The sequence below is a fragment of the Mesorhizobium sp. M1143 genome, from assembly GCF_040318435.1.
GTDB lineage: Bacteria > Pseudomonadota > Alphaproteobacteria > Rhizobiales > Rhizobiaceae > Mesorhizobium.
Genome location: NZ_JAMYMJ010000014.1, coordinates 46,157 through 65,061 on the forward strand (window position 1 = coordinate 46,157; position 18,905 = coordinate 65,061).

General features: G+C 64.3%; 16 protein-coding genes. 5 read left to right on the top strand and 11 right to left on the bottom strand.

Annotated elements, in window-relative coordinates; all coding sequences use genetic code 11:
- The first annotated feature begins 11 nt into the window (after positions 1 to 11).
- Complete coding sequence (locus NKH35_RS12885; RefSeq protein ID WP_031261923.1) at positions 12 to 1,469, top strand: hypothetical protein; 1,458 nt, start codon at positions 12 to 14, stop codon at positions 1,467 to 1,469.
- 124 nt (positions 1,470 to 1,593) lie between these two features.
- On the opposite strand, the gene gyrB is transcribed toward NKH35_RS12885, so the two are convergent.
- From gyrB to NKH35_RS12900, 3 genes are all read right to left on the bottom strand, one after another.
- The gene (gene gyrB / locus NKH35_RS12890; protein WP_023732636.1) at positions 1,594 to 4,065 is read right to left on the bottom strand and encodes a DNA topoisomerase (ATP-hydrolyzing) subunit B; all 2,472 of its coding nucleotides are present in this window, start codon (positions 4,063 to 4,065) and stop codon (positions 1,594 to 1,596) included.
- A gap of 145 nt (positions 4,066 to 4,210) precedes the next feature.
- Entirely contained in the window at positions 4,211 to 6,841 is a 2,631-nt protein-coding gene (locus NKH35_RS12895; RefSeq protein ID WP_023732637.1) for a caspase family protein, read from the bottom strand.
- 76 nt (positions 6,842 to 6,917) lie between these two features.
- Positions 6,918 to 7,487 carry an NADPH-dependent FMN reductase gene (locus tag NKH35_RS12900; RefSeq protein WP_023732638.1) on the bottom strand — a complete coding sequence of 190 codons (570 nt, stop codon included), beginning with the start codon at positions 7,485 to 7,487 and terminating at the stop codon, positions 6,918 to 6,920.
- A gap of 212 nt (positions 7,488 to 7,699) precedes the next feature.
- Between NKH35_RS12900 and NKH35_RS12905 the strand changes: the two genes are divergently transcribed.
- Positions 7,700 to 9,070 (top strand): cytochrome P450, encoded by a 1,371-nt coding sequence (locus NKH35_RS12905; RefSeq protein WP_023732639.1) that lies wholly within the window; start codon positions 7,700 to 7,702, stop codon positions 9,068 to 9,070.
- A 15-nt stretch (positions 9,071 to 9,085) separates the two neighbouring features.
- On the opposite strand, the gene NKH35_RS12910 is transcribed toward NKH35_RS12905, so the two are convergent.
- The 8 genes from NKH35_RS12910 to NKH35_RS12945 all read right to left on the bottom strand — a co-directional run bounded on the left by NKH35_RS12910 (position 9,086) and on the right by NKH35_RS12945 (position 15,715).
- Positions 9,086 to 10,066: a complex I NDUFA9 subunit family protein gene (locus NKH35_RS12910; RefSeq protein ID WP_023732640.1), complete on the bottom strand. Its 981-nt coding sequence runs from the start codon at positions 10,064 to 10,066 to the stop codon at positions 9,086 to 9,088.
- Between the two features lie 104 nt (positions 10,067 to 10,170).
- Complete coding sequence (locus NKH35_RS12915) at positions 10,171 to 10,623, bottom strand: DoxX family protein (RefSeq protein ID WP_023732641.1); 453 nt, start codon at positions 10,621 to 10,623, stop codon at positions 10,171 to 10,173.
- Positions 10,624 to 10,949: 326 nt separating this feature from the next.
- Positions 10,950 to 11,951, bottom strand: coding sequence for an Ldh family oxidoreductase (locus tag NKH35_RS12920; protein WP_023714560.1), 1,002 nt, complete (start codon positions 11,949 to 11,951; stop codon positions 10,950 to 10,952).
- A gap of 114 nt (positions 11,952 to 12,065) precedes the next feature.
- Positions 12,066 to 12,875 carry an ABC transporter permease gene (locus NKH35_RS12925; RefSeq protein WP_023732642.1) on the bottom strand — a complete coding sequence of 270 codons (810 nt, stop codon included), beginning with the start codon at positions 12,873 to 12,875 and terminating at the stop codon, positions 12,066 to 12,068.
- Positions 12,875 to 13,588, bottom strand: a complete 714-nt coding sequence (locus NKH35_RS12930; protein WP_196814080.1) for an ABC transporter permease — start codon at positions 13,586 to 13,588, stop codon at positions 12,875 to 12,877. Before NKH35_RS12930 ends, NKH35_RS12925 begins: the two co-directional genes overlap by 1 nt.
- A gap of 156 nt (positions 13,589 to 13,744) precedes the next feature.
- Positions 13,745 to 14,545, bottom strand: a complete 801-nt coding sequence (locus NKH35_RS12935) for a transporter substrate-binding domain-containing protein (RefSeq protein ID WP_023671323.1) — start codon at positions 14,543 to 14,545, stop codon at positions 13,745 to 13,747.
- Between the two features lie 54 nt (positions 14,546 to 14,599).
- Positions 14,600 to 15,415, bottom strand: a complete 816-nt coding sequence (locus tag NKH35_RS12940) for an ABC transporter ATP-binding protein (protein WP_023671322.1) — start codon at positions 15,413 to 15,415, stop codon at positions 14,600 to 14,602.
- A gap of 144 nt (positions 15,416 to 15,559) precedes the next feature.
- Positions 15,560 to 15,715: a hypothetical protein gene (locus NKH35_RS12945; RefSeq protein ID WP_196813600.1), complete on the bottom strand. Its 156-nt coding sequence runs from the start codon at positions 15,713 to 15,715 to the stop codon at positions 15,560 to 15,562.
- Here NKH35_RS12945 and NKH35_RS12950 point away from each other — a divergent pair.
- Genes NKH35_RS12950 through NKH35_RS12960 form a run of 3 tightly spaced genes read left to right on the top strand, consistent with a single transcriptional unit; the run spans position 15,642 to position 18,729 of the window.
- Positions 15,642 to 16,514: a dimethylarginine dimethylaminohydrolase family protein gene (locus tag NKH35_RS12950; protein WP_023732643.1), complete on the top strand. Its 873-nt coding sequence runs from the start codon at positions 15,642 to 15,644 to the stop codon at positions 16,512 to 16,514. The two genes, NKH35_RS12945 and NKH35_RS12950, sit on opposite strands and share 74 nt — an antisense overlap.
- Entirely contained in the window at positions 16,484 to 17,152 is a 669-nt protein-coding gene (locus NKH35_RS12955) for a TetR family transcriptional regulator C-terminal domain-containing protein (protein WP_023823892.1), read from the top strand. The genes NKH35_RS12950 and NKH35_RS12955 overlap by 31 nt, the downstream gene beginning before the upstream one ends.
- Entirely contained in the window at positions 17,149 to 18,729 is a 1,581-nt protein-coding gene (locus tag NKH35_RS12960; protein WP_352914803.1) for a 5-guanidino-2-oxopentanoate decarboxylase, read from the top strand. The genes NKH35_RS12955 and NKH35_RS12960 overlap by 4 nt, the downstream gene beginning before the upstream one ends.
- Positions 18,730 to 18,905 lie beyond the last annotated feature (176 nt).

Genomic DNA, 18,905 nt, shown 5'->3' on the forward strand with positions numbered 1-18,905 from the left:
CGGAGACGCTGATGCCCAAGACTGTCGCATCGCTGGCTTACAAAAAGGCGCAGCCCGGCCAGGCGGTGGTGATCGTGCACGGCATGGGCGAGCAGCGGCCGATGGGTACGCTGAGGGGATTCGTCCAGGCGGTCTGGAGCAGCGATCCCACCCGTGCTCCACCCTACGCCCAGATTCCCGATCCGGCCGTTTCCGGCGCCACGATCAACCAGAGCTGGATCACGCCCGACAGCCGGACCAAGTCACACGAGCTGCGCCGCATCACCACGCCCTACGACGTCGATGGCCGCCGTACCGATTTCTACGAGCTTTATTGGGCCGACATCACGCAAGGCACGACGCGCGGCCGGCTGGCCGCCTGGGTGACGAACCTGTTGTGGCGCAAGCTCGCCGACATTCCGCTCGACGCCCGCAAGCTTTACGTCGCCACACTTCTGATCGTTATCGTCATCCTGGGCGCAGCACTCGTGCTGGCAACATCGGTCTGGCAACAGGCCGTTACCTTGACGACCGGCCTGATGATCACCACCCTCGCTTCTTTTGTCATCTGGGCGGTGGATCAGTTCGCCCTGCCCTATTTCGGCGACGTCGCCGCTTATGTGCGCGCCGAGGCGGCGACGATCGAGAAGCGTGCGCTGATCCGCGACAGAGGCCTGACGTTGCTCAAGACGCTGATGAAGGACGATGCTTACGACCGCATCGTGCTGGTCTCGCACAGCCTTGGGTCGATCATCGCCTATGATCTGCTGCAGATCCTGTGGGCCGAGTTCCGGCCGCGAAGGCTGGAAGCGGTCCGCGACAAGGCCAAACTGGCGGCGGTCGAGGCCATCGACAAGGCAACGCTCGGCTCTGATGGGTCAGCGTGGCCAAACAATCTTGAAGACCTCGCCGGGTTCCGGCGCGGCCAATGGGCGCTCTACCAGCAGCTTCGGACCAAGGACGCCGACCACCCGCTGCCCTGGAAGATCAGCGATTTCGTCACGCTTGGCAGTCCGCTCTCCCACAGCGAATTCCTGGTGACCTACAATCTCGCGGAATTCAGGCGTGGCCTTGCCGAGCGCCTGTTCTCGGCCTGCCCGCCGATTGCCGATGACGGGCGCGCCGGCGGCACCGTGCTTTACCAGGAAGGACACAGCCAAGCAGGCAAGGCGCAGCGCGCGGTGCATCATGGCGCGGTGTTTGCGGCAACGCGCTGGACGAACGTCTACGACCGCGGCAATGGCTGGGCGACAGGCGATCCGATTTCCGGTCCGATGACGGAAAATTTCGGCCCCGGTGTGGAGACCATCCAGGTCGAGCTTCGCAGCTCACTTGGCCGTATCTTCACCCACACGCTTTATTGGTCATCGACGGCAAACGGCGTCGAAATCGCCCCGCCGGCGGGCACCGCGCCGCGCTCGCATCTGCAAGTGCTGCGCGACGCCGTCGATCTCGGGCGAAAGCTGGACCGAGTTGAGTGGCGGCGTTGAGAACGGTTCATCGCAAACGCTGGAGATTGGCTGAGACCTCACCCACGTCGTCATCCTAGGGCGAAACAGGAGCGAAGCTCCGTCGCGAAGACCCTAGGATGACGAAGCGATGGGCGCGCAGCCATCAAATGTCCAGATTGGCCACCGACAGCGCGTTGTCCTGGATGAATTCGCGCCGCGGCTCGACCTCGTCGCCCATCAGCCGCGAGAACAAACTGTCAGCATCGGTTGCGTCATTCACCTTGACCTGCAGCAGCGAGCGCACATTCGGGTCGAGCGTGGTTTCCCAGAGCTGCTCGGCATTCATCTCGCCGAGGCCCTTGTAGCGCTGCATGGTCAGGCCCTTGCGGCCGGTCGCAAACACCGCGTTGAGCAGCGCCAGCGGCCCCGAAATGACTTCGGAGACATCCTTGCGGCGCAGCACCGGCGGCTCGCCATAGACTTCCATGAGGCGCGGGGCATAGCGGTCGAGCTGGCGTGCGTCGGCTGAATTTATCAGCCCGGCATCGAGCTGCGCGAATTCCTTGACGCTGCGCACCGTGCGTTCGAACACATAGCCGCCGACGCCTTCATTGGAGGTCGACAGCCGGCCGGTCCAGCCGCGCTCGGTGTCCTCGGCAATGATATCGAGGCGCTGGGCGACGCGTTCGGCCATGGCATTGGCGCGGCCGAGGTCGTTTAGCACATCGGCGTTGAGCGCGCCGGCGATCGCCGCCTGTTCGACCACGCCCCTGTTGTAGCGCGTGTGCAGCCCGTTGATGAGCTGGCGCACGGCCAGTGCATCATCGATCGAGCCGCGCAGATCCTGTCCGGCCCGCGCCTCGCCGGAGGCAAGCGTCAGCGACGCCTCCTCCAGCCCGGAGCCGATCAGGAATTCCTCGAAGGCGCTCTCGTCCTTGATGTATTGCGAGCTTTTTCCGCGCGTCACTTTGTAGAGCGGCGGCTGGGCGATGTAGAGATGGCCGCGCTCGATCAGCTCCGGCATCTGGCGGAAGAAGAAGGTGAGCAGCAAGGTCCTGATATGGGCGCCGTCGACGTCGGCGTCGGTCATCAGGATGATCTTGTGGTAGCGCAATTTGTCGGCGTTGAACTCGTCCTTGCCGATCGAGGTGCCGAGCGCGGTGATCAGCGTGCCGATCATCTCGGAGCCTAGCATGCGGTCGAAGCGGGCGCGCTCGACATTGAGGATCTTGCCGCGCAGCGGCAGGATCGCCTGGTTCTGGCGCGAACGGCCGCCCTTGGCGGAGCCGCCGGCCGAGTCACCCTCGACGATGAAGATTTCGGATTTCGCCGGGTCGCGTTCCTGGCAGTCGGCAAGCTTGCCGGGCAGAGAGGTGACGCCGAGCGAGCTTTTGCGGGTGATGTCGCGGGCCTTGCGCGCGGCTTCACGCGCCGCGGCCGCCTGGATCACCTTGTCGATGACCACCTTGCCCTCGGTCGGGTGTTCTTCCAGCCATGTGCCAAGCGCCTCGTTGACCAGGCCTTCGACCACGGGCCGCACCTCTGACGAGACCAGCTTGTCCTTGGTCTGCGAGGAGAATTTCGGGTCGGGCACCTTGACCGACAGCACCGCCGTCAGGCCTTCGCGGCAGTCGTCGCCGATCAGCGCCACCTTTTCCTTCTTGGTCAGGCCCGACGATTCGCCATAGCCGGTGATCTGGCGCGTCAGCGCGCCACGGAAGCCGGCCAGATGGGTGCCGCCATCGCGCTGCGGGATGTTGTTGGTGAAGGCCAGCACGTTCTCGTGGTAGCTGTCGTTCCACCACATCGCCACTTCGACGGTGATGCCGTCGCGCTCGGCCTTGATGGCGATCGGCTTGTCGATCAGCGGTTTCTTGACCCGGTCGAGATATTTGACGAACTCTTCCAGGCCGCCATCATAGTGCAGTTCGTGGCGCACGAGATCGGCATGGCGGGCATCGGTCAAAATGATGCGCACCCCGGAATTCAGGAAGGCGAGCTCGCGCAGCCGGTGCTCCAGCGTGCCGAAGTCGAATTCGACCATGGTGAAGGTTTCGGACGACGGAAAGAAGGTGATCTCGGAACCGCTGCGGCCCTCATAGGTGCCGGGCTGCTTGTTCTGCTCATAGCTGCCGGTGGCCTTGAGCGGCGCATCGGCATTGCCATGCGTGAAGCTCATCTCGAAAATCTGGCCGTTGCGGCGGATTTTCAGCTTCAGCCAGGCCGACAGCGCATTGACCACCGAGACGCCGACGCCGTGCAGGCCGCCAGACACCTTGTAGGAATTCTGGTCGAATTTGCCGCCGGCATGCAGCTGCGTCATGATCACTTCGGCCGCCGAAATGCCTTCGCCAGTGTGAATATCGGTCGGAATCCCGCGGCCATTGTCGATAACGGTGACCGAACCGTCGGGATTAAGCGTCACCGTGACCAGGTCGGCATGGCCGGCCAGCGCCTCGTCGATGGCGTTGTCGACCACCTCATAGACCATGTGATGCAGGCCCGAGCCGTCGTCGGTGTCGCCGATATACATGCCCGGCCGCTTGCGGACAGCGTCCAACCCCTTCAAAACCTTGATGGAATCGGCGCCGTATTCGGCCTCAGCGCCGTTGGCGTTGTCGCTTTGATCGCTCATGAAAACCTGTCTGATTGATGCCGCATGCTCAGCGCGAAAAAATGGCTTCGAATCACGCCGCTTTGATGTCCTAGATATAGGCGCAAAAGGCGGTTTTTCCAAGGTTTGCGGGCATTTCAGGGCTGAATCCCGAGCTGGCAGCCGGCTATTTTTTCGCGGCTTTCAATTTGGCCAGAAGACGGCGCAGATATTTGATCGTGGGTTTGTCCCTCGGCGCCAGTTTGCCTGTGCGGTCAAGCTCCAGCGTCAGGTCTAGCGCCTGCGACAACACAGCCTTCGGATTCTTCGCCACATAGGCATAGTTGATGTAGGCCTGTACCAGATCGAATTGCCAGATCGCATTGTCCGGATCGGACAGGGCCAACCGCTGGCGGATGGCCAGGCTGGCTTCGAAGGCCTTCTTCGAGCCCTCATAGTGGCGCTGCTTGGTCTCCAGCAGGCCTATTTCCTCGAACGTGATCGACAGGTCGCGCTGCCAGTCGGAATTGCCCGGGTCGAGATTTGCCAACCGGTCGGCAATGACGAGACTGTCCTGGTAGTTCTGCAAAGCACCGGCGATATCGCCCTGGGCATCAAACACGCCGGCAATTTTTTCCAGACAGACCGACAGGTCGCGCTGCCAATCGGTGTTGCCTGGGTCGCTGGCGGCAAGGTCTCGCGCCGTGGCCAGCGCCTGCTGGTAGGCCTCCAACGCGAGTGGCCAGTCCTTCTGGTCGCCGTAAGCATTGCCGATCTTGGCGTAACCGACCGACAGGTCGCGCTTCAAATCGGTGTCGTTTGAGTCGCGGCGCACCAGCGCTTCGGCGATTATTTGGCTCTTGTTGTAGGCGTCGAGCGCGCCCGCAGCGTCGCCACGCTCGCGCAGGACGTCGCCGATCCTGGTGTAGCTCACGGAGACGGCGCGCTGATGCCTGGGGTCGTCGAGGTTGTTCTGCGCCAGCGCCAGCCGAATTCTCAGGCTCTCTTCGAATGCAGTCTGGGCGCCATCCAGCTGGCCGGCGGTGCGGGCAAGACCGCCGATTTCGTCGTAGGTAATGGTCAGGTCGCGCAGCAGATAGACGCTGTTCGGCTCCGCGTCGGCCAATTGCTGCTTGATGGACAGGCTTTGCTGGTAGGCCTGGGCTGCCGCACCCACGTCGCCTTGCGTGGCCAGCACATTGCCGATCTTGTCATTGGCCATGGCGAGATCGCCGAGCCAGTCCTTCTTGTCCGGCACGTTTGTGGTCAGGCCCTGCAACATGTCCCTGGCCGCCTCATAGTTTTGCAGGGAGGCCGGCAGATCGCCTTGCGCCATCTTGATGTTGGCGAACTTGATATGGCCAATGGCGAGGTCGCGCTTGACGCTCGGATCGGTTTCCTGGCGCGCTCGCTGCTCAAGATTGGCGACCAGCGCCGCAAAGGCGCGGCCGGCGGCGTCGGTTTTGCCAATCGTTGTGTAGAGGATGCCGAGCTCTTCCAGCGTGCGGCTTTGGCGGTCGGCCTGTTCCAGGCTAAGCGAGGTCTGTCCGGCTTCGCCATAGAGCGCCAGCACCGTTTCATAGTCCTTGATGGCGGTGGCATAGTCCAGGGTGGCGCGCGCCGCGCCGCCCGAGAGAAATCGCGTCGCGGCTTCGGACAGGGTGCGGCTGACGAAATTGGCCTTCAACGCCTGGCGCGAGACATTGTCGACGTCGGCGGCCTTGGCGAGGATCACGCGTGCACCATCGAAAGCGCCGAGCGCCAACTGTTCCTCGGCCTGGCGGCGCAGTTCGGTTACCTTCGGGTCATCGGCGGCCAGCGTCTTCATCTCGCCGCGCACCTTGACGAAGGCGTCGGCCGCCTCGCGCAGCTTGGCGTTCAGGCTTTCGCCGGAGAGATGGCTGGTGTCGGAACTGATCAGCGCGCCATAGAGCGGCGCCAGCGGCATGTCGGCATCGCTGGCGACCCGTTCGACCGCGCCGCGCATTTCCGGCGTCACATCGGCCATGGCAAGCAACAGCCGCTCGCGCTCCGGCAGTTGTTCCTTGGCCGCCGAGGCGAAGAACAGCTTCGGCAGCCCGCTCTCGACGTAGGGCAGCTGTTTTCCGCGCGAAAGGTCGTAGACCTCCTGCTGCACCAGCGTCAGCACCGAGCGGATTTCGAGCCCGTCGGTGCCGAGGTATTTGGTCAGCGCCGCTGTAAAGGGCGAATTCGCACCGGTACCGTCGGCAGCCGTCTCGCCGGGCGCCGCCGAAAAGGCGAACAGGATGTTTTCCGCCTTGCCTACGCGTCCGAGGCCCGGCTTGATCTTGTCCACCAGGTCCTTGATCAGCGATGTGGCGCCACGCCCGTCGCCGTTGCCGGCTGTGAACGGATCGCTGCGGCAGGCGTCGAGCACAATCAGCCCGACCTTCGCCGTGGCGGCAACCGCATCGCGCACTTCCTCCAGCGGCAGGCTGGTCTTCTCCAGCTGGTCGAGCGAGGAGGCATCGGCATCGACCGGCAGCAGCCGGTTGTCGCCGGAGATTTCGACGCCATGGCCGGAGAAATACACCAGCGCCACATCGGCGCCCTTGGCGTCCTCGCGAAAATCGTCGAGCGCGCGGCGCATGCGCCTGAGATCGCGGTTGGTTTCGAGAACGACCTCGAAGCCGAGCCTCTTCAGCGCCGCTTCCATCGCCTCGCCGTCATTGACCGGATTGGAGAGCTTCCGCACCAGCCGGTAGTCGTCCTCGGCAATGACCAACGCCACGCGCCGCTCCGCCACCGCTGTGGCGGTGGTCGCAAGCATCAACAGCAAGGCAAACAACAGGCGCAAATCGAACCGCCCCCGGCTCAGTCACCTGCCGACCATTCCACCTCTTTATGGCATGAGCAAGCCGGGGCCGGCTGCGTTACGCAGCCCGCATCGGCTTCAGCGCCTCGCTCCAGCGCGAGAGCTCGTCCAGCATGGTCTTGGTCCCACCCTCTACCTGCTCACTAGCCTGGAAGGAGCCGTCGCTCTCCAGCAGTTTCTGATACATCGGCAGCGCGACGCCTTCCGAGATGGGCATGACGCCCACCGCGGTCAGCAGCGGCTTCAGCGCCTGCGCGGCGCGCAGGCCGCCGGAGACGCCGCCATAGCTGAAGATGGCGGCTGGTTTGTATTTCCATTCGCGCGCGAGGTAGTCGATGGCGTTGACGATCGCCGGCGCGACGAAATAATTGTACTCCGGCGCCACGAACACAAAGGCATCGGCGGCGTTGATTGCCTTCGACCAAGCCTTCGTATGGTCCTTCTCGTATTTGCCGAGCTTTGGGTGATGCGGCTCGTCCAGCACCGGCAGGTGAAACGCCGCGATGTCGGTCAGCACCGGTTCGAATTTGCCGTGCTCGCGTGCAAAACCCTCGAGCCAGTGGGCGAAGACCGGCCCGGCGCGGCCGGGCCGCGTGCTGCCGATGATGATGTTCAGCTGGTGTTTCAAGGCGGGGTCTCCTGGTGGCAGTATCTGTTGGTGACTGTCCCCTACGGCAGAGTGTCCTGCCGGACAAGGCGCAAGCGTTTCACCGGCGGTCACGATCCGATGAACACACTGTCTGTCGAGCTTGCCCGCGCCGCAGCGTTTTGGTTTGCTCTTCGGTCACATGGACGCCCGGATTGCCAGCCACTACATCTAAGGTATCAGCGGAGCACCTCATGGACACACAGCCCGCCCCCTTCGTGCCGCCGGCGCCCAAGCCGCGCACGACGCCGCCTTCGACGCTGGAGATGATGCGGATCGTCTACCGCAATCCGCTCGAACTGTGGGGCGAGCACACCTACAACGAGCCCTGGATTTCGGCGAATGGCGTCGGCGGGCATCTGATCGTCGCCAACGATCCCGGCCTTATCCGCCACGTGCTGATCGACAACGCCAAGAACTACAAGATGGCGACGGTGCGCCAGATGATCCTGCGACCGATCTTGCGCGACGGGCTGTTGACCGCCGAAGGCGAGGTGTGGAAGCGCTCGCGCAAGGCGATGGCGCCGGTGTTCACGCCGCGGCATATCTTCGGCTTCGCCGAGCCGATGCTGCGCCTCACGATGCAGTTCGTCGCCCGCTATGACGAAGGCGGCATGACCGATGTCGCCCATGACATGACGCTGCTCACCTACGATATCCTGGCCGAGACGCTGTTTTCGGGCGAGATTGCGGGCGAGCCCGGCAGTTTCGCGCAGGAGATCGACCGCCTGTTCGAAACGATGGGCCGTGTCGATCCGCTCGACCTGTTGCGCGCGCCCGAATGGCTGCCGCGGCTGACCCGCATCCGCGGCCGCAAGACCATGGCCTATTTCCGCAAGATCGTCACCGATACGGTCAAGATGCGCGAGGAGCGGCTGAAGCGCGACCCCGACACCGCGCCGCAGGATTTCCTGACGCTTCTGCTGCGCGCCGAAGGCCCCGACGGGCTGACGCGGGCGGAAGTCGAGGACAACATCATCACCTTCATCGGCGCCGGCCACGAGACCACCGCGAGGGCACTGGGCTGGACGATCTACTGCCTCGCCGAAGCGCCGTGGGAGCGTGAAAAGGTCGAGCGCGAGATCGAGGCCGTGCTGGCGCGCGAACCCGACCCAACGAAATGGCTCGACGCAATGCCGTTCACCCGCGCCGCCTTCGAGGAGGCGCTGCGGCTTTATCCGCCGGCGCCGTCGATCAACCGCGAGCCGATCGAGACGGAGACCTGGAACGATCTGGTGCTCCCCAAGCGCGCGGCCGTACTGGTCATGCCCTGGGTCGTCCACCGCCACAGAAAACTGTGGGACATGCCCGACGCCTTCATGCCCGAACGCTTCCATCCGGGAAACCGCGAGAAGATCGACCGCTTCCAGTATCTGCCATTCGGCGCCGGTCCGCGCATCTGCATCGGCGCCAGCTTCGCCATGCAGGAGGCGATCATTGCGCTGGCCGTCATGCTGTCGCGCTTCCGCTTCGACGTGACGGCCGAGACCAAGCCGTGGCCGGTGCAGAAACTGACGACACAGCCGCAAGGCGGCCTGCCGATGCAGGTCACGCGGCGCGTTTAACGGCGCAACGCCTTGTTACGCGATCCCGGCAGGCTTGCGCTGGAACTGGCCTGCGGCGCGGAAGCGCCAGAGATAGCTGGGCAGGATTGTGCCGATAGACTGCGGCTGGATGTCGAGGCCGGCAAGGTTCCGGTTGGCCTTGTTGGCCTCCTCCGACACAATATTGGGCTGGCGCAGCAGCAGCACCTGGTCCTTGGTCAGCAACGGGTTGGGCAGCAGGCCGAGGATCGAGGCCTGCAGATTGGCCATCCACCACGGCACCGGCACCAGGAGCCGCTTGCGCTCGATGACGGTCAGCAGCTCTTCCATGCACTGCTTGAAGGTGAGCACTTGCGGCCCGCCGAGTTCATAGATCTGGCCGCCCTTGATCTTGCCCTCGACCGAACGCGCCACGGCTTCGGCGACATCGCCGACATAGACCGGCTGGAACTTGGTCTGGCCGCCGCCGATTAGCGGCAGCACCGGCGAATAGCGCGCCATGTCGGCGAAGCGGTTGAAGAAACTGTCCTCGGGTCCGAAATTGATCGACGGACGGAAGATTACGGCGTCCGGGATCGTCTCCAGGACGGCCTTTTCGCCGAGCGCCTTGGTGCGGGCATAGTCGGACTCGGCGTTGAGGTCGGCGCCCAGCGCCGAAATATGGGTGAGCCCTGCGCCGACCGAGCGTGCGGCTTCGGCGACGGCGCGGGCGCCGAATTCGTGCACGGTATTGAATTTCTGCCGGCCGCTTTCATGCGGGATGGCGACCAGATTGATGACATGGTCGGCGCCCTGCACGGCGCGGTCGACAGACCAGCGCACGCGCACATTGGCCTGCACCGGCTGGATCTGGCCGACATTGCCGAGGGGCTGCAGATGTCCCGCTAGATCGGGCCGGCGCACCCCCACCCTGATGCGGTAGCCGCGCTTGGCCAGCGCCCGCACGATGTGGCGGCCGACGAAGCCGGAGCCGCCGAAGACGACCACGAGCTTGGGGATCTGCAGGATTTCGGTCATGGCTGGCTCCGGCGCTCGAAAGCTTGGCTGAAGCCGTTTCTTAATCCGTTTTGGGCCAAAGGCAAAGGGTGACGCGTCGTCGCTGCCACCCTCTTATAGACCCTTCAGAACGCCTTGCCGATGCGCGCGTCGACCGACTGGCGGTTGCCGCCGCGGATAACGAAGAACAGCAGGATCGCCGCCCATAGAAGCGACTTTTCAGCGCCGGAAAAGCCCTGGCCGATAGTGATCCAGTGGAACCAGACGGTGACCAGCAGCACGATCATGCCGGCAAAGGCGGCGGGCCGAGTCAACAGGCCGATGGCGATCAGAATGCCGCCGAAGAATTCGGTGCAGGACAAAAGCAGCGACCAGAACGCGCCGGGATAGAAGCCGAGGCCTTCGACCATCTCGGCGGCGCCGAAAGGGTTGGTGATCTTCTGCGAGCCGTGAATGGTGAGAGACCCGCCGGCGACGACGCGCAGAAGGGTTTCGGCGCCATCATGCAGCGACGAATACAGGCGGCCAAACACCGGAACGATAAGTTTGCCGCGGGAAGCGTCGGTGGTTGCGGACATCGTAGCTCCTGTTGTTGTGACGATCCCTTGCAAACGCCCGATGGTTCCGGCAAGTCAAGTTCACAAAAGTTAACTCCGCCATCATGTTTTAGCACACAGAGCACGAACGCAGAAAACCCCGCCGAAGCGGGGTTTTCCGGGTGACGCAACGGTCGAGACAGAGCGCAACGGGGCGGATAACCTGAGACGGCATACGCCCGCCCGGGCCCTAAACGCATCCGACAGAAGACACCGACCGGGCAAACCCGACCCGGCAGCTATTGGTCGTTGCGATCGGTAGAAAGGTTCAGCCAGGTCGCGTAAAAATCCGTTGTCGCAGGACTGCTTCAGCCCGAATAGCGCTCGGCGAATTCGGAAATGCGCTGCACCACGGCTTTGGGGGCATTGATGCCGCGCGCCTGCGCCTTCTCGGCCGCTTCGGCCCGCGCCCGGCCCGGCACGTGCACGCCAAAGCGCCGGCGCAGCCGGTCGAGCTGGTCCTTCATGCGTTGCTCGAAATCCGGGTCGAGCAGCTTGGGCTCGACGGCGAGCACGAACAGGCCGGTTCCCGGGCTGTCCGGTCCGCCGGAGAACCAGGGCGCGTCGAGCGACCAGTTGGCGCCCGACAGGCCAGCCGCCAGCACTTCGACCATCAGCGCGATGTTGGCGCCACGCTGGCCGCCGAAGGCCAGCATGGCGCCCTTCATGGCAGCGGCCGGATCGGTGGTCGGGTTGCCGCTGGCGTCCAGCGCCCAGCCTTCGGGGATCTTCTTGCCGTCCTCGGCCGCCTTGCGGATGTTGACGAAGGCGGTGGCGCTCGACGACTGGTCGATGACCAGCGGCGCGCCATCGGCGGCGGGTGCCGCAAACGACATCGGGTTGGTGCAATAGACCGGCTTGACCGAGCCCGAGCCTGCCAGCACCGCCGGCCCGTTGGTGGCGGCGAAGGAGACCAATCCCAGCTGCGCCAGACGCCCGGTGAAATAGCCTAGTGCGCCGCACGTATAGGCGTTCTTCTGCGAGAAGATGGCGACGCCGAACAGCTTTGCCGCCTTGGCGAGGTCGTCGATGGTGCGGTCGAAGCCGGTATGGGCGAGGCCGCCACGCGCATCGGAGAGATAGACGGCGAGCGCCGGCCTGGTGATCACCGGATCGGCATTGCCGTCGATGCGGCCGGCTTCCAGCGCTTCGAGGTAATCGATGAAATGGGTCAGCCCGACGGTCGAAAGCCCTTCCGCCTCGGCGGCAATGATCGAGGCGGTGAGCGACCGCGCCGCCTCCTCATTGGCGCCGGCGCCGAGCGCCGCCATCCGGCACAGCCCTGTTGCCTGGTCTAGAGAGAGTTGCATGGTGCGGACCCGATTGGTGGTGAGAGTGAGTAGGGAGTAGTCAGTAGGGAGTAGCGAAAGCAAGCGGTTTCCCGGTCATATGCTGACTACTCACTACTGCCTGCTCACTATTCCCTAGCCCACCTTGTTCGGTATGCGCGCCTCGATCTTGCTGAATGCAAACACCAGTATGCCGGTGATGATCATGTAGATCAGCGCCAAAAGCAGCAAGGGTTCGTAGGTGAGGTAGGTGTCCTGCCGGACCTTGGACGAGACTGCGAAGATGTCGATGACGCTGATCGTCGCCACCAGCGGCGTCGACTTCAGCTGCAGCACGGTTTCGCCGGTCAGCGTCGGCAGCGCCCGGTAGATGGCCTGCGGCAGCCAGATGCGGCGGAAAATCTTCCAGCGGCTCATGCCGAAAGCGCGGGCCGCCTCTAACTGCCCCTTCGGCACGCCGGCAAAGGCGCCGCGCATTACTTCGCCCTCATAGCCGGCGAAGGACAAGGTCAGTGCCAGCACGCCATAAGGCCAGGCTTGCCTCAGATACGGCCACATCCAGGATTCGCGGATCCAGGGAAATTGCGGAAACAGCGAGCCCAGCCCGTAATAGAGCAGCCATAGCTGGATCAGCAGCGGCGTGCCCCTGATGACGGTGCAGAATGTCCTGGCGGGGGCGGAAAGCCAGAACGGGCCGGCGGCCTGCGCCAGCCCGAGCGGCACGGCGAGCAGGAAGCCGAGAAAGCAGGTGACGGCCAGGATCCACAGCGACCGCCAGATGCCGAGAAGCCCCATTTCGTAATATTGCGGCAGCCAATCCCAGCGCATGAAGAAGGCTGCGCCGAAAACCAGCGCGATCGCGACCAGGATCAGCACGATGCGATGCGGCTGCAGCCACAGCGACGTGCGCGCGGCAGCGTTGATGATGGTCGCTTCTCCGGCCATCAGCGCGCATCCTTGAGCGACGGCATACCGCGCCGCGACCAGGCCTCGACGCGGCCGATGAGCAGGTTGGAGACCAGCGACAAGATGAGATAGAGCACGCCCGCGGCGAAAAAGAAGGTGAAATAGGCTTTGGTGACCCCCGCAGCCTGCCGCGTCGCCAGCGCCAGCTCGTAAAAGCCGACGACCGCCAGAAGGGCCGTATCCTTGGTGGCGATCAGCCACAGATTGGCGAGCCCGGGTATGGCGAAGGGCAGCATCGCCGGCAAGGTGATGCGCCGCAGCATGAGCCCGGGTGACATGCCATAGGCGCGGGCGGCTTCGATCTGGCCCTGCGGTATGGCCAGGATGGCGCCGCGGATCACTTCGGTCGAATAGGCACCCTGGACAAAGCCGAGCACGGCGATGCCCGCGGCAAGGCCGCTGATGTCGACGCGCTGGTAGCCCATTGCCGTCAGCGCCTGGTTGATCAGGTCCGTCCCGGCATAATAGAGCAGCAGGATCAGCACCAGTTCGGGCACGGCGCGCACGATGGTGGTGTAAACCGCCAGCAGGTCGCGCACGACCGGACCGCCGTAAAGCTTGCCAAAGGCGCCACCGGTGCCGATCAGGAGACCGAGGACGGTGGCGCCGAGCGCGATCTCGATCGAATGGAGCAGTCCAAGCAAGAGCGTGCCGCCCCAGCCCGGCGGATTGGGCGAAAGGAGCTCTATGATGCCGGCCGCCGAGGCCGAAAGAAGTGCGTCGATCAGCGTCGCCCCCGGATGCTGGCTCTAACCGCCGACGGCAGCGCCGGCGGCAAGCATGTCTGGGAAAGATCGGGCAGGGAGGCATGGCGCTAACGCCATGCCCCCTAGCTCATGCGAGGATCGTCAGTTCGACTGCGCGCCGCCACCACCGTAAATGTCGAAATCGAAGTATTTCTTCGATATCTCGTCATATTTGCCGTTCGAGCGGATCGCCTTGATGCCGGCGTTGATCTTGGCCTTAAGGTCGGTGTCTTCCTTGCGCACGCCGGCGCCCACGCCCGGTCCGAGCACTTCATCGTCCGGAGCCACCATGCCCTTCAGATCGCAGCAGGCCTTGCCCTGGTCCGACTTCAGAAATGCGTCGAGCGCGATCGAATCCGCCTGGACGGCGTCGAGGCGGCCTGCGGCCAGATCGTTGTTGGCTTCGTCCTGCGTCTGGTATTCCTTGATCTCGGCAGCCGTGGGCCCGAAATGCTTCTTCGCATAGGCCGAATGGGTGGTCGACACCTGCACGCCGAGCACTTTGCCCTTGAGATCGTCCGGCGTGGCGCCGAATTTCTGGTCCTTCGGCCCGATGATGGCGGTCGGCGTGTTGTAGTACTTATCCGAGAAGTCGATGGTCTTCTCGCGTTCGGCGGTGATCGACATCGAACTGGCGATGACGTCGATCTTCTTGGTCGTCAGCGCCGGGATGATGCCGTCCCAGGCGACAGGCGTGATGACGCAGTCGAGCTTCTCCTCGGCGCAGACGGCGTCGATGAACTCGATTTCCCAGCCAACCCATTTGCCGGAAGCGTCCGGCGAGGTGAAGGGCGGATAGGGCTCGGCGGCGACACCGATCTTGACCGGATCGGCCTTGGCCACGCCCATGGCGGCAACGCCGAGCAGCAGCGCTGCGGCGAATGTTTTCAGAACAGTCTTCATGTCACGACTCCCAGTTTGTTGTTGGTTCCCGGTTTTCTTCCGTCCCGGCTTGTCCTAGCCGATGTTGCGGATGAACTGCTTCAGCCTTTCGGATTTCGGTGCGCCGAATATCTGCTCCGGCGGCCCCTCTTCCTCGACCAGCCCGTTGCAGAGGTAGACGACATGGGTCGCGACCTCGCGGGCGAATTTCATTTCATGCGTGACCAGCACCATGGTGCGGCCCTCGCGCGCCAGGTCGCCGATCACCTTCAGCACCTCGCCGACCAGCTCCGGGTCGAGCGCCGAGGTCGGCTCGTCGAACAGCATGACGCGCGGGTTGATGGCCAGGGCGCGGGCGATCGCCGCGCGCTGCTGCTGGCCGCCCGAGAGATAGGCCGGATAGACGTCGCGCTTTTCGGCCAGGCCGACGCGCGCCAAAAGCTTTTCGGCTTCCCTGATCGCCACGTCGCGCCTGACGCCCAGAACATGCACCGGAACCTCGATGACGTTCTCGATCAGCGTCATGTGGCTCCACAGGTTGAAGTTCTGGAACACCATGCCGAGCTTGGCGCGGATGCGTTCGATCTGCCGGCGGTCGGCGGGCACGGTGTGGCCGTGGCTGTCGGCCTTGAGTTTGATCTCCTCGCCATTGACGCGGATGATGCCGCTGGTCGGGTTTTCCAGGCAGTTGATGCAGCGCAGCAGCGTCGACTTGCCGGAACCCGAGCCGCCGATAATGGCGATCACCTCGCCGTCGCGCGCCGACAGCGAAACGCCTTTCAGCACATGCAGATGGCCGAATTTCTTGTGCAGGTTCTCGACATGGATGGCTTCGGCGGCGCCGTCCTGCGCCTTGCCGGATTGGACTGCGGCGGTTCCCGCCGCGCTCACCGGGGAACCTCTGCCACAGGGTCCACGGCAGATCGTCGAACGTCTATCCGGCTAATCAACATACGCTGTAATGCCCACTCCAGACTTCAGCATGGACCCAACAGCGCGAGCCCGTCAATCCCGCTCATTACGGCACTTGCGGCCTTATTGTGCAAGTGTATAAATAGCCTCCGATGAAATTTTTTCCATTTTTTTCACCTTGAACACGGCATTGAAAAGGGCACTGATGAGCGCTTTCGGATCACAATCCATGGCGGCGCCGTTGCGGCGCGTGCTGATGCGGTCGGCGGCCAATGCCATGCGCGGTGCCGACCGGGCTACCTGGCACTATGGCCCGGGTTTCGACCCGGCGAAAGCGGCGGCGCAGCACGCGGCTCTCGCTGAGCTGGTGACGGCGTCCGGCGCCGAAATCGAATGGATCGATGACAAGGCCGACGGGCTGTCGGATTCCGTATTCACCCACGACCCGTCGCTGATGACCGACCGCGGCGCGCTGATCCTGTCCATGGGCAAGCCATTGCGCGCCCGGGAGCCATCGCTGCATGAGGAAACCTACACACGCCTGGGTATTCCCATCCTCGGCCGCGTCCAGGCTCCCGGCCAGGTAGAAGGCGGCGATTGCGTCTGGCTGGATGCCAGCACGCTGGTGATCGGGCGCGGGGTGCGCTCCAACCAGGAAGGCATACAGCAGGTTTCCAATCTGCTGACGCCGCTCGGCATTTCCGTCTACGGTTTCGATCTGCCGCTGTGGCAGGGCGAGGAGGCGTGCCTGCATCTGATGTCGGTGATCAGCCCGCTGGCCGACGACCTGGCCCTGGTCTATTCACCGCTTTTGCCGGCGCCGTTCTATCAGTTGCTGAAGGCGCGCGGCATCCGGCTGGTGGAAGGCGACGCCGAAGAGTTTGCCGCGTCCAACGGCCTCAGCCTGAACGTGCTGCCGACCAGCCCGCATAAGGTCATTGCCGTCGCCGGCTTTCCCAAGACCAGGGCCGCGATGGAAGCCGCCGGCTGCACGGTTCAAATCTTCGAGGCGGATGCCCTCTGCATCGCCTGCGAAGGTGGGCCGACATGCCTGACGCGGCCCATCCTGCGGCAATGAATGAGCGCCGCAAGTTCCGCCGCGAGGGCGAGGAGCGGCGGCGGCAGGATCTGATTGACGCGACCCTGGACAGCGTGGCCGAACATGGGCTGGAGGGCGCCAGCCTGCGCACCATCGCACTGCGCGCCGGTGTCACCGCCGGGCTGATCCGGCACTATTTCCCCGGCAAGGAAGACTTGCTGCAGGAAACGTACGCGGCGCTGATGGGCCGCATGACCGAGCGGGCGAAGGCGGCATTGCTCATGGAAGACGCCTCGCCGCGCCAGCGCCTTGCGGCCTTCGTTACCGCCAACCTCAACGCGCCGATCATCGATGCACGCGTGTTTTCGCTGTGGGCAACCTTCATCGGCCGCGCCGGCGCGGATCCGAGCCTGGCTCGCGCCCACCGCGAAGGCTATCTTGGCTTTCGCAACGAGGTGGAAGCAGTCGTTGCCGAAGTGCTCGGCGCCGAGCAGCGCAGGCCAAACGCAAATGAACTGCGCCGCCATGCCATTGCCATCAACGCGATCATCGACGGGCTCTGGATCGAAGGCTGTCTGGCCGCAGAGATGTTCTCGCCTGGCGAATTGGCGGCGATCGGCGTCAAAGCCATAGAGGCCGAGCTCGGCCTCGCGCCGCAAAAGGGAGAGAAGCTATGACCACCATCGGCGAAGCGCTGATCACGCTGCTCGAAGCGCATGGCGTCGACACCGTTTTCGGCATTCCTGGCGTCCACACTGTCGAGCTTTACCGCGGGCTGGCGCGTTCAAAGATACGCCATGTCACGCCGCGTCACGAACAGGGCGCCGGCTTCATGGCCGACGGCTATGCCCGTGCCAGCGGCCGGCCGGGCGTTGCCTTTGTCATCACCGGACCGGGGCTGACCAACACCATCACCGCAATGGGCCAGGCGCGCGCCGATTCGGTGCCGATGCTGGTGATTTCGGGCGTCAACGCGATGCCGACGCTGGGAAAGGGACTGGGCTTCCTGCACGAACTGCCGGACCAGCGCGGCATGATGGAGAAGGTGGCGCTGTTTTCGCAGCGTGTCACCGAGGCCAGCGAATTGCCTGGCGCTTTGGCGCTGGCCTTCGCGCTGTTTTCGTCGTCGCGGCCGGGCCCCGTCCATATCGAGATCCCGACCGACGTCATGGTCAAACCGGCCGACGGCATCGCTGCTTCGCTCACCAATGCAGCGCCGCCGGCGCCGGATGGCGCGGCCATTGCCGAGGCAGCCAAACTGATCGCAGCCGCGCGCCGACCGCTGATCCTTGCCGGTGGCGGCGCCAAGCGCGCCGAACAGCCACTGCAGCGCCTGGCCGAGCGGCTCGGCGCACCTGTCGTCCAGACCGCCAATGCGCGCGGTCTGCTGCACGCGCATCCGCTTTGCGTGCCGGCCAGCCCCAGCCTGAAGGCGGTGCGTGCGCTGATGGCAGACGCCGATCTGGTCATCGCCGCCGGCACCGAATTCGGCCCGACCGACTATGACGGTTACAGCGACGGCGGCTTCGTGCTGCCCGCCAATCTGATCCGCATCGATATCGGCGCCGACCAGCTCGCCCGCCGCCCGGTGAGCGTCGGCATCCAGGCCGATTGCGCGGAGGCGCTTGGTGCACTGCTAGGCGCGCTCCACCCTGATCATGCCGCAGCGAAGAACGGCGAGAGCCGCGCAGCCGCGTCGAGAAAGGCGGCCTTTGCCGAGCTCAGCCCGGCCTATGCCGCGCAGGTGCGTGCGGTGGAAACCATCCGCGACGCACTGCCGGGCGCCATCATCGTCGGCGATTCCACCCAGCCGATCTACGCCGCCAATCTCTATTACGACCATGACCGGCCAGGCGGCTGGTTCAACGCCGCCACCGGTTTCGGCGCGCTCGGCTACGGGCCGCCGGCGGCGATCGGCGCAGCGCTCGCCATGCCCGGCGTGCCGGTGGTTTGCCTGACCGGCGACGGCGGCTTCCAGTTCACCTTGCCGGAGCTAGGCGCGGCGCTCGATGCACCCGCACCGGTCATCTTCGTCGTCTGGAACAACAGAGGCTATCGCGAGATCGAAACGTCGATGCTCGATGTCGGCGTCGAGCCGGTCGGCGTGTCCCCGGCGCCGCCGGATTTCTGCAAGCTGGCCGAGGCCTATGGTATATCAGCCGAGCGGCTTGCCGGTACTGCCGGTCTCGCCGATGCGCTCAAGCGCGCACGCGCAACCAGACTGCCGCACGTCATCGAAATCACCATCGACTGACGCCTGGCCGCGCGCCGGATGTCCATGCGCGGGGGTCGGAAGGGGCGGTCGGCGGCTTCGAGCGATGCAAAGACGCAACAACTGCCATGTCGAGATGTCGGTTGAGTGATCGTGCAAAAGGCGCGACGCTCTGCGTCGGCGCGGCACGACAAGCGACATAATCATAAGAAACGACA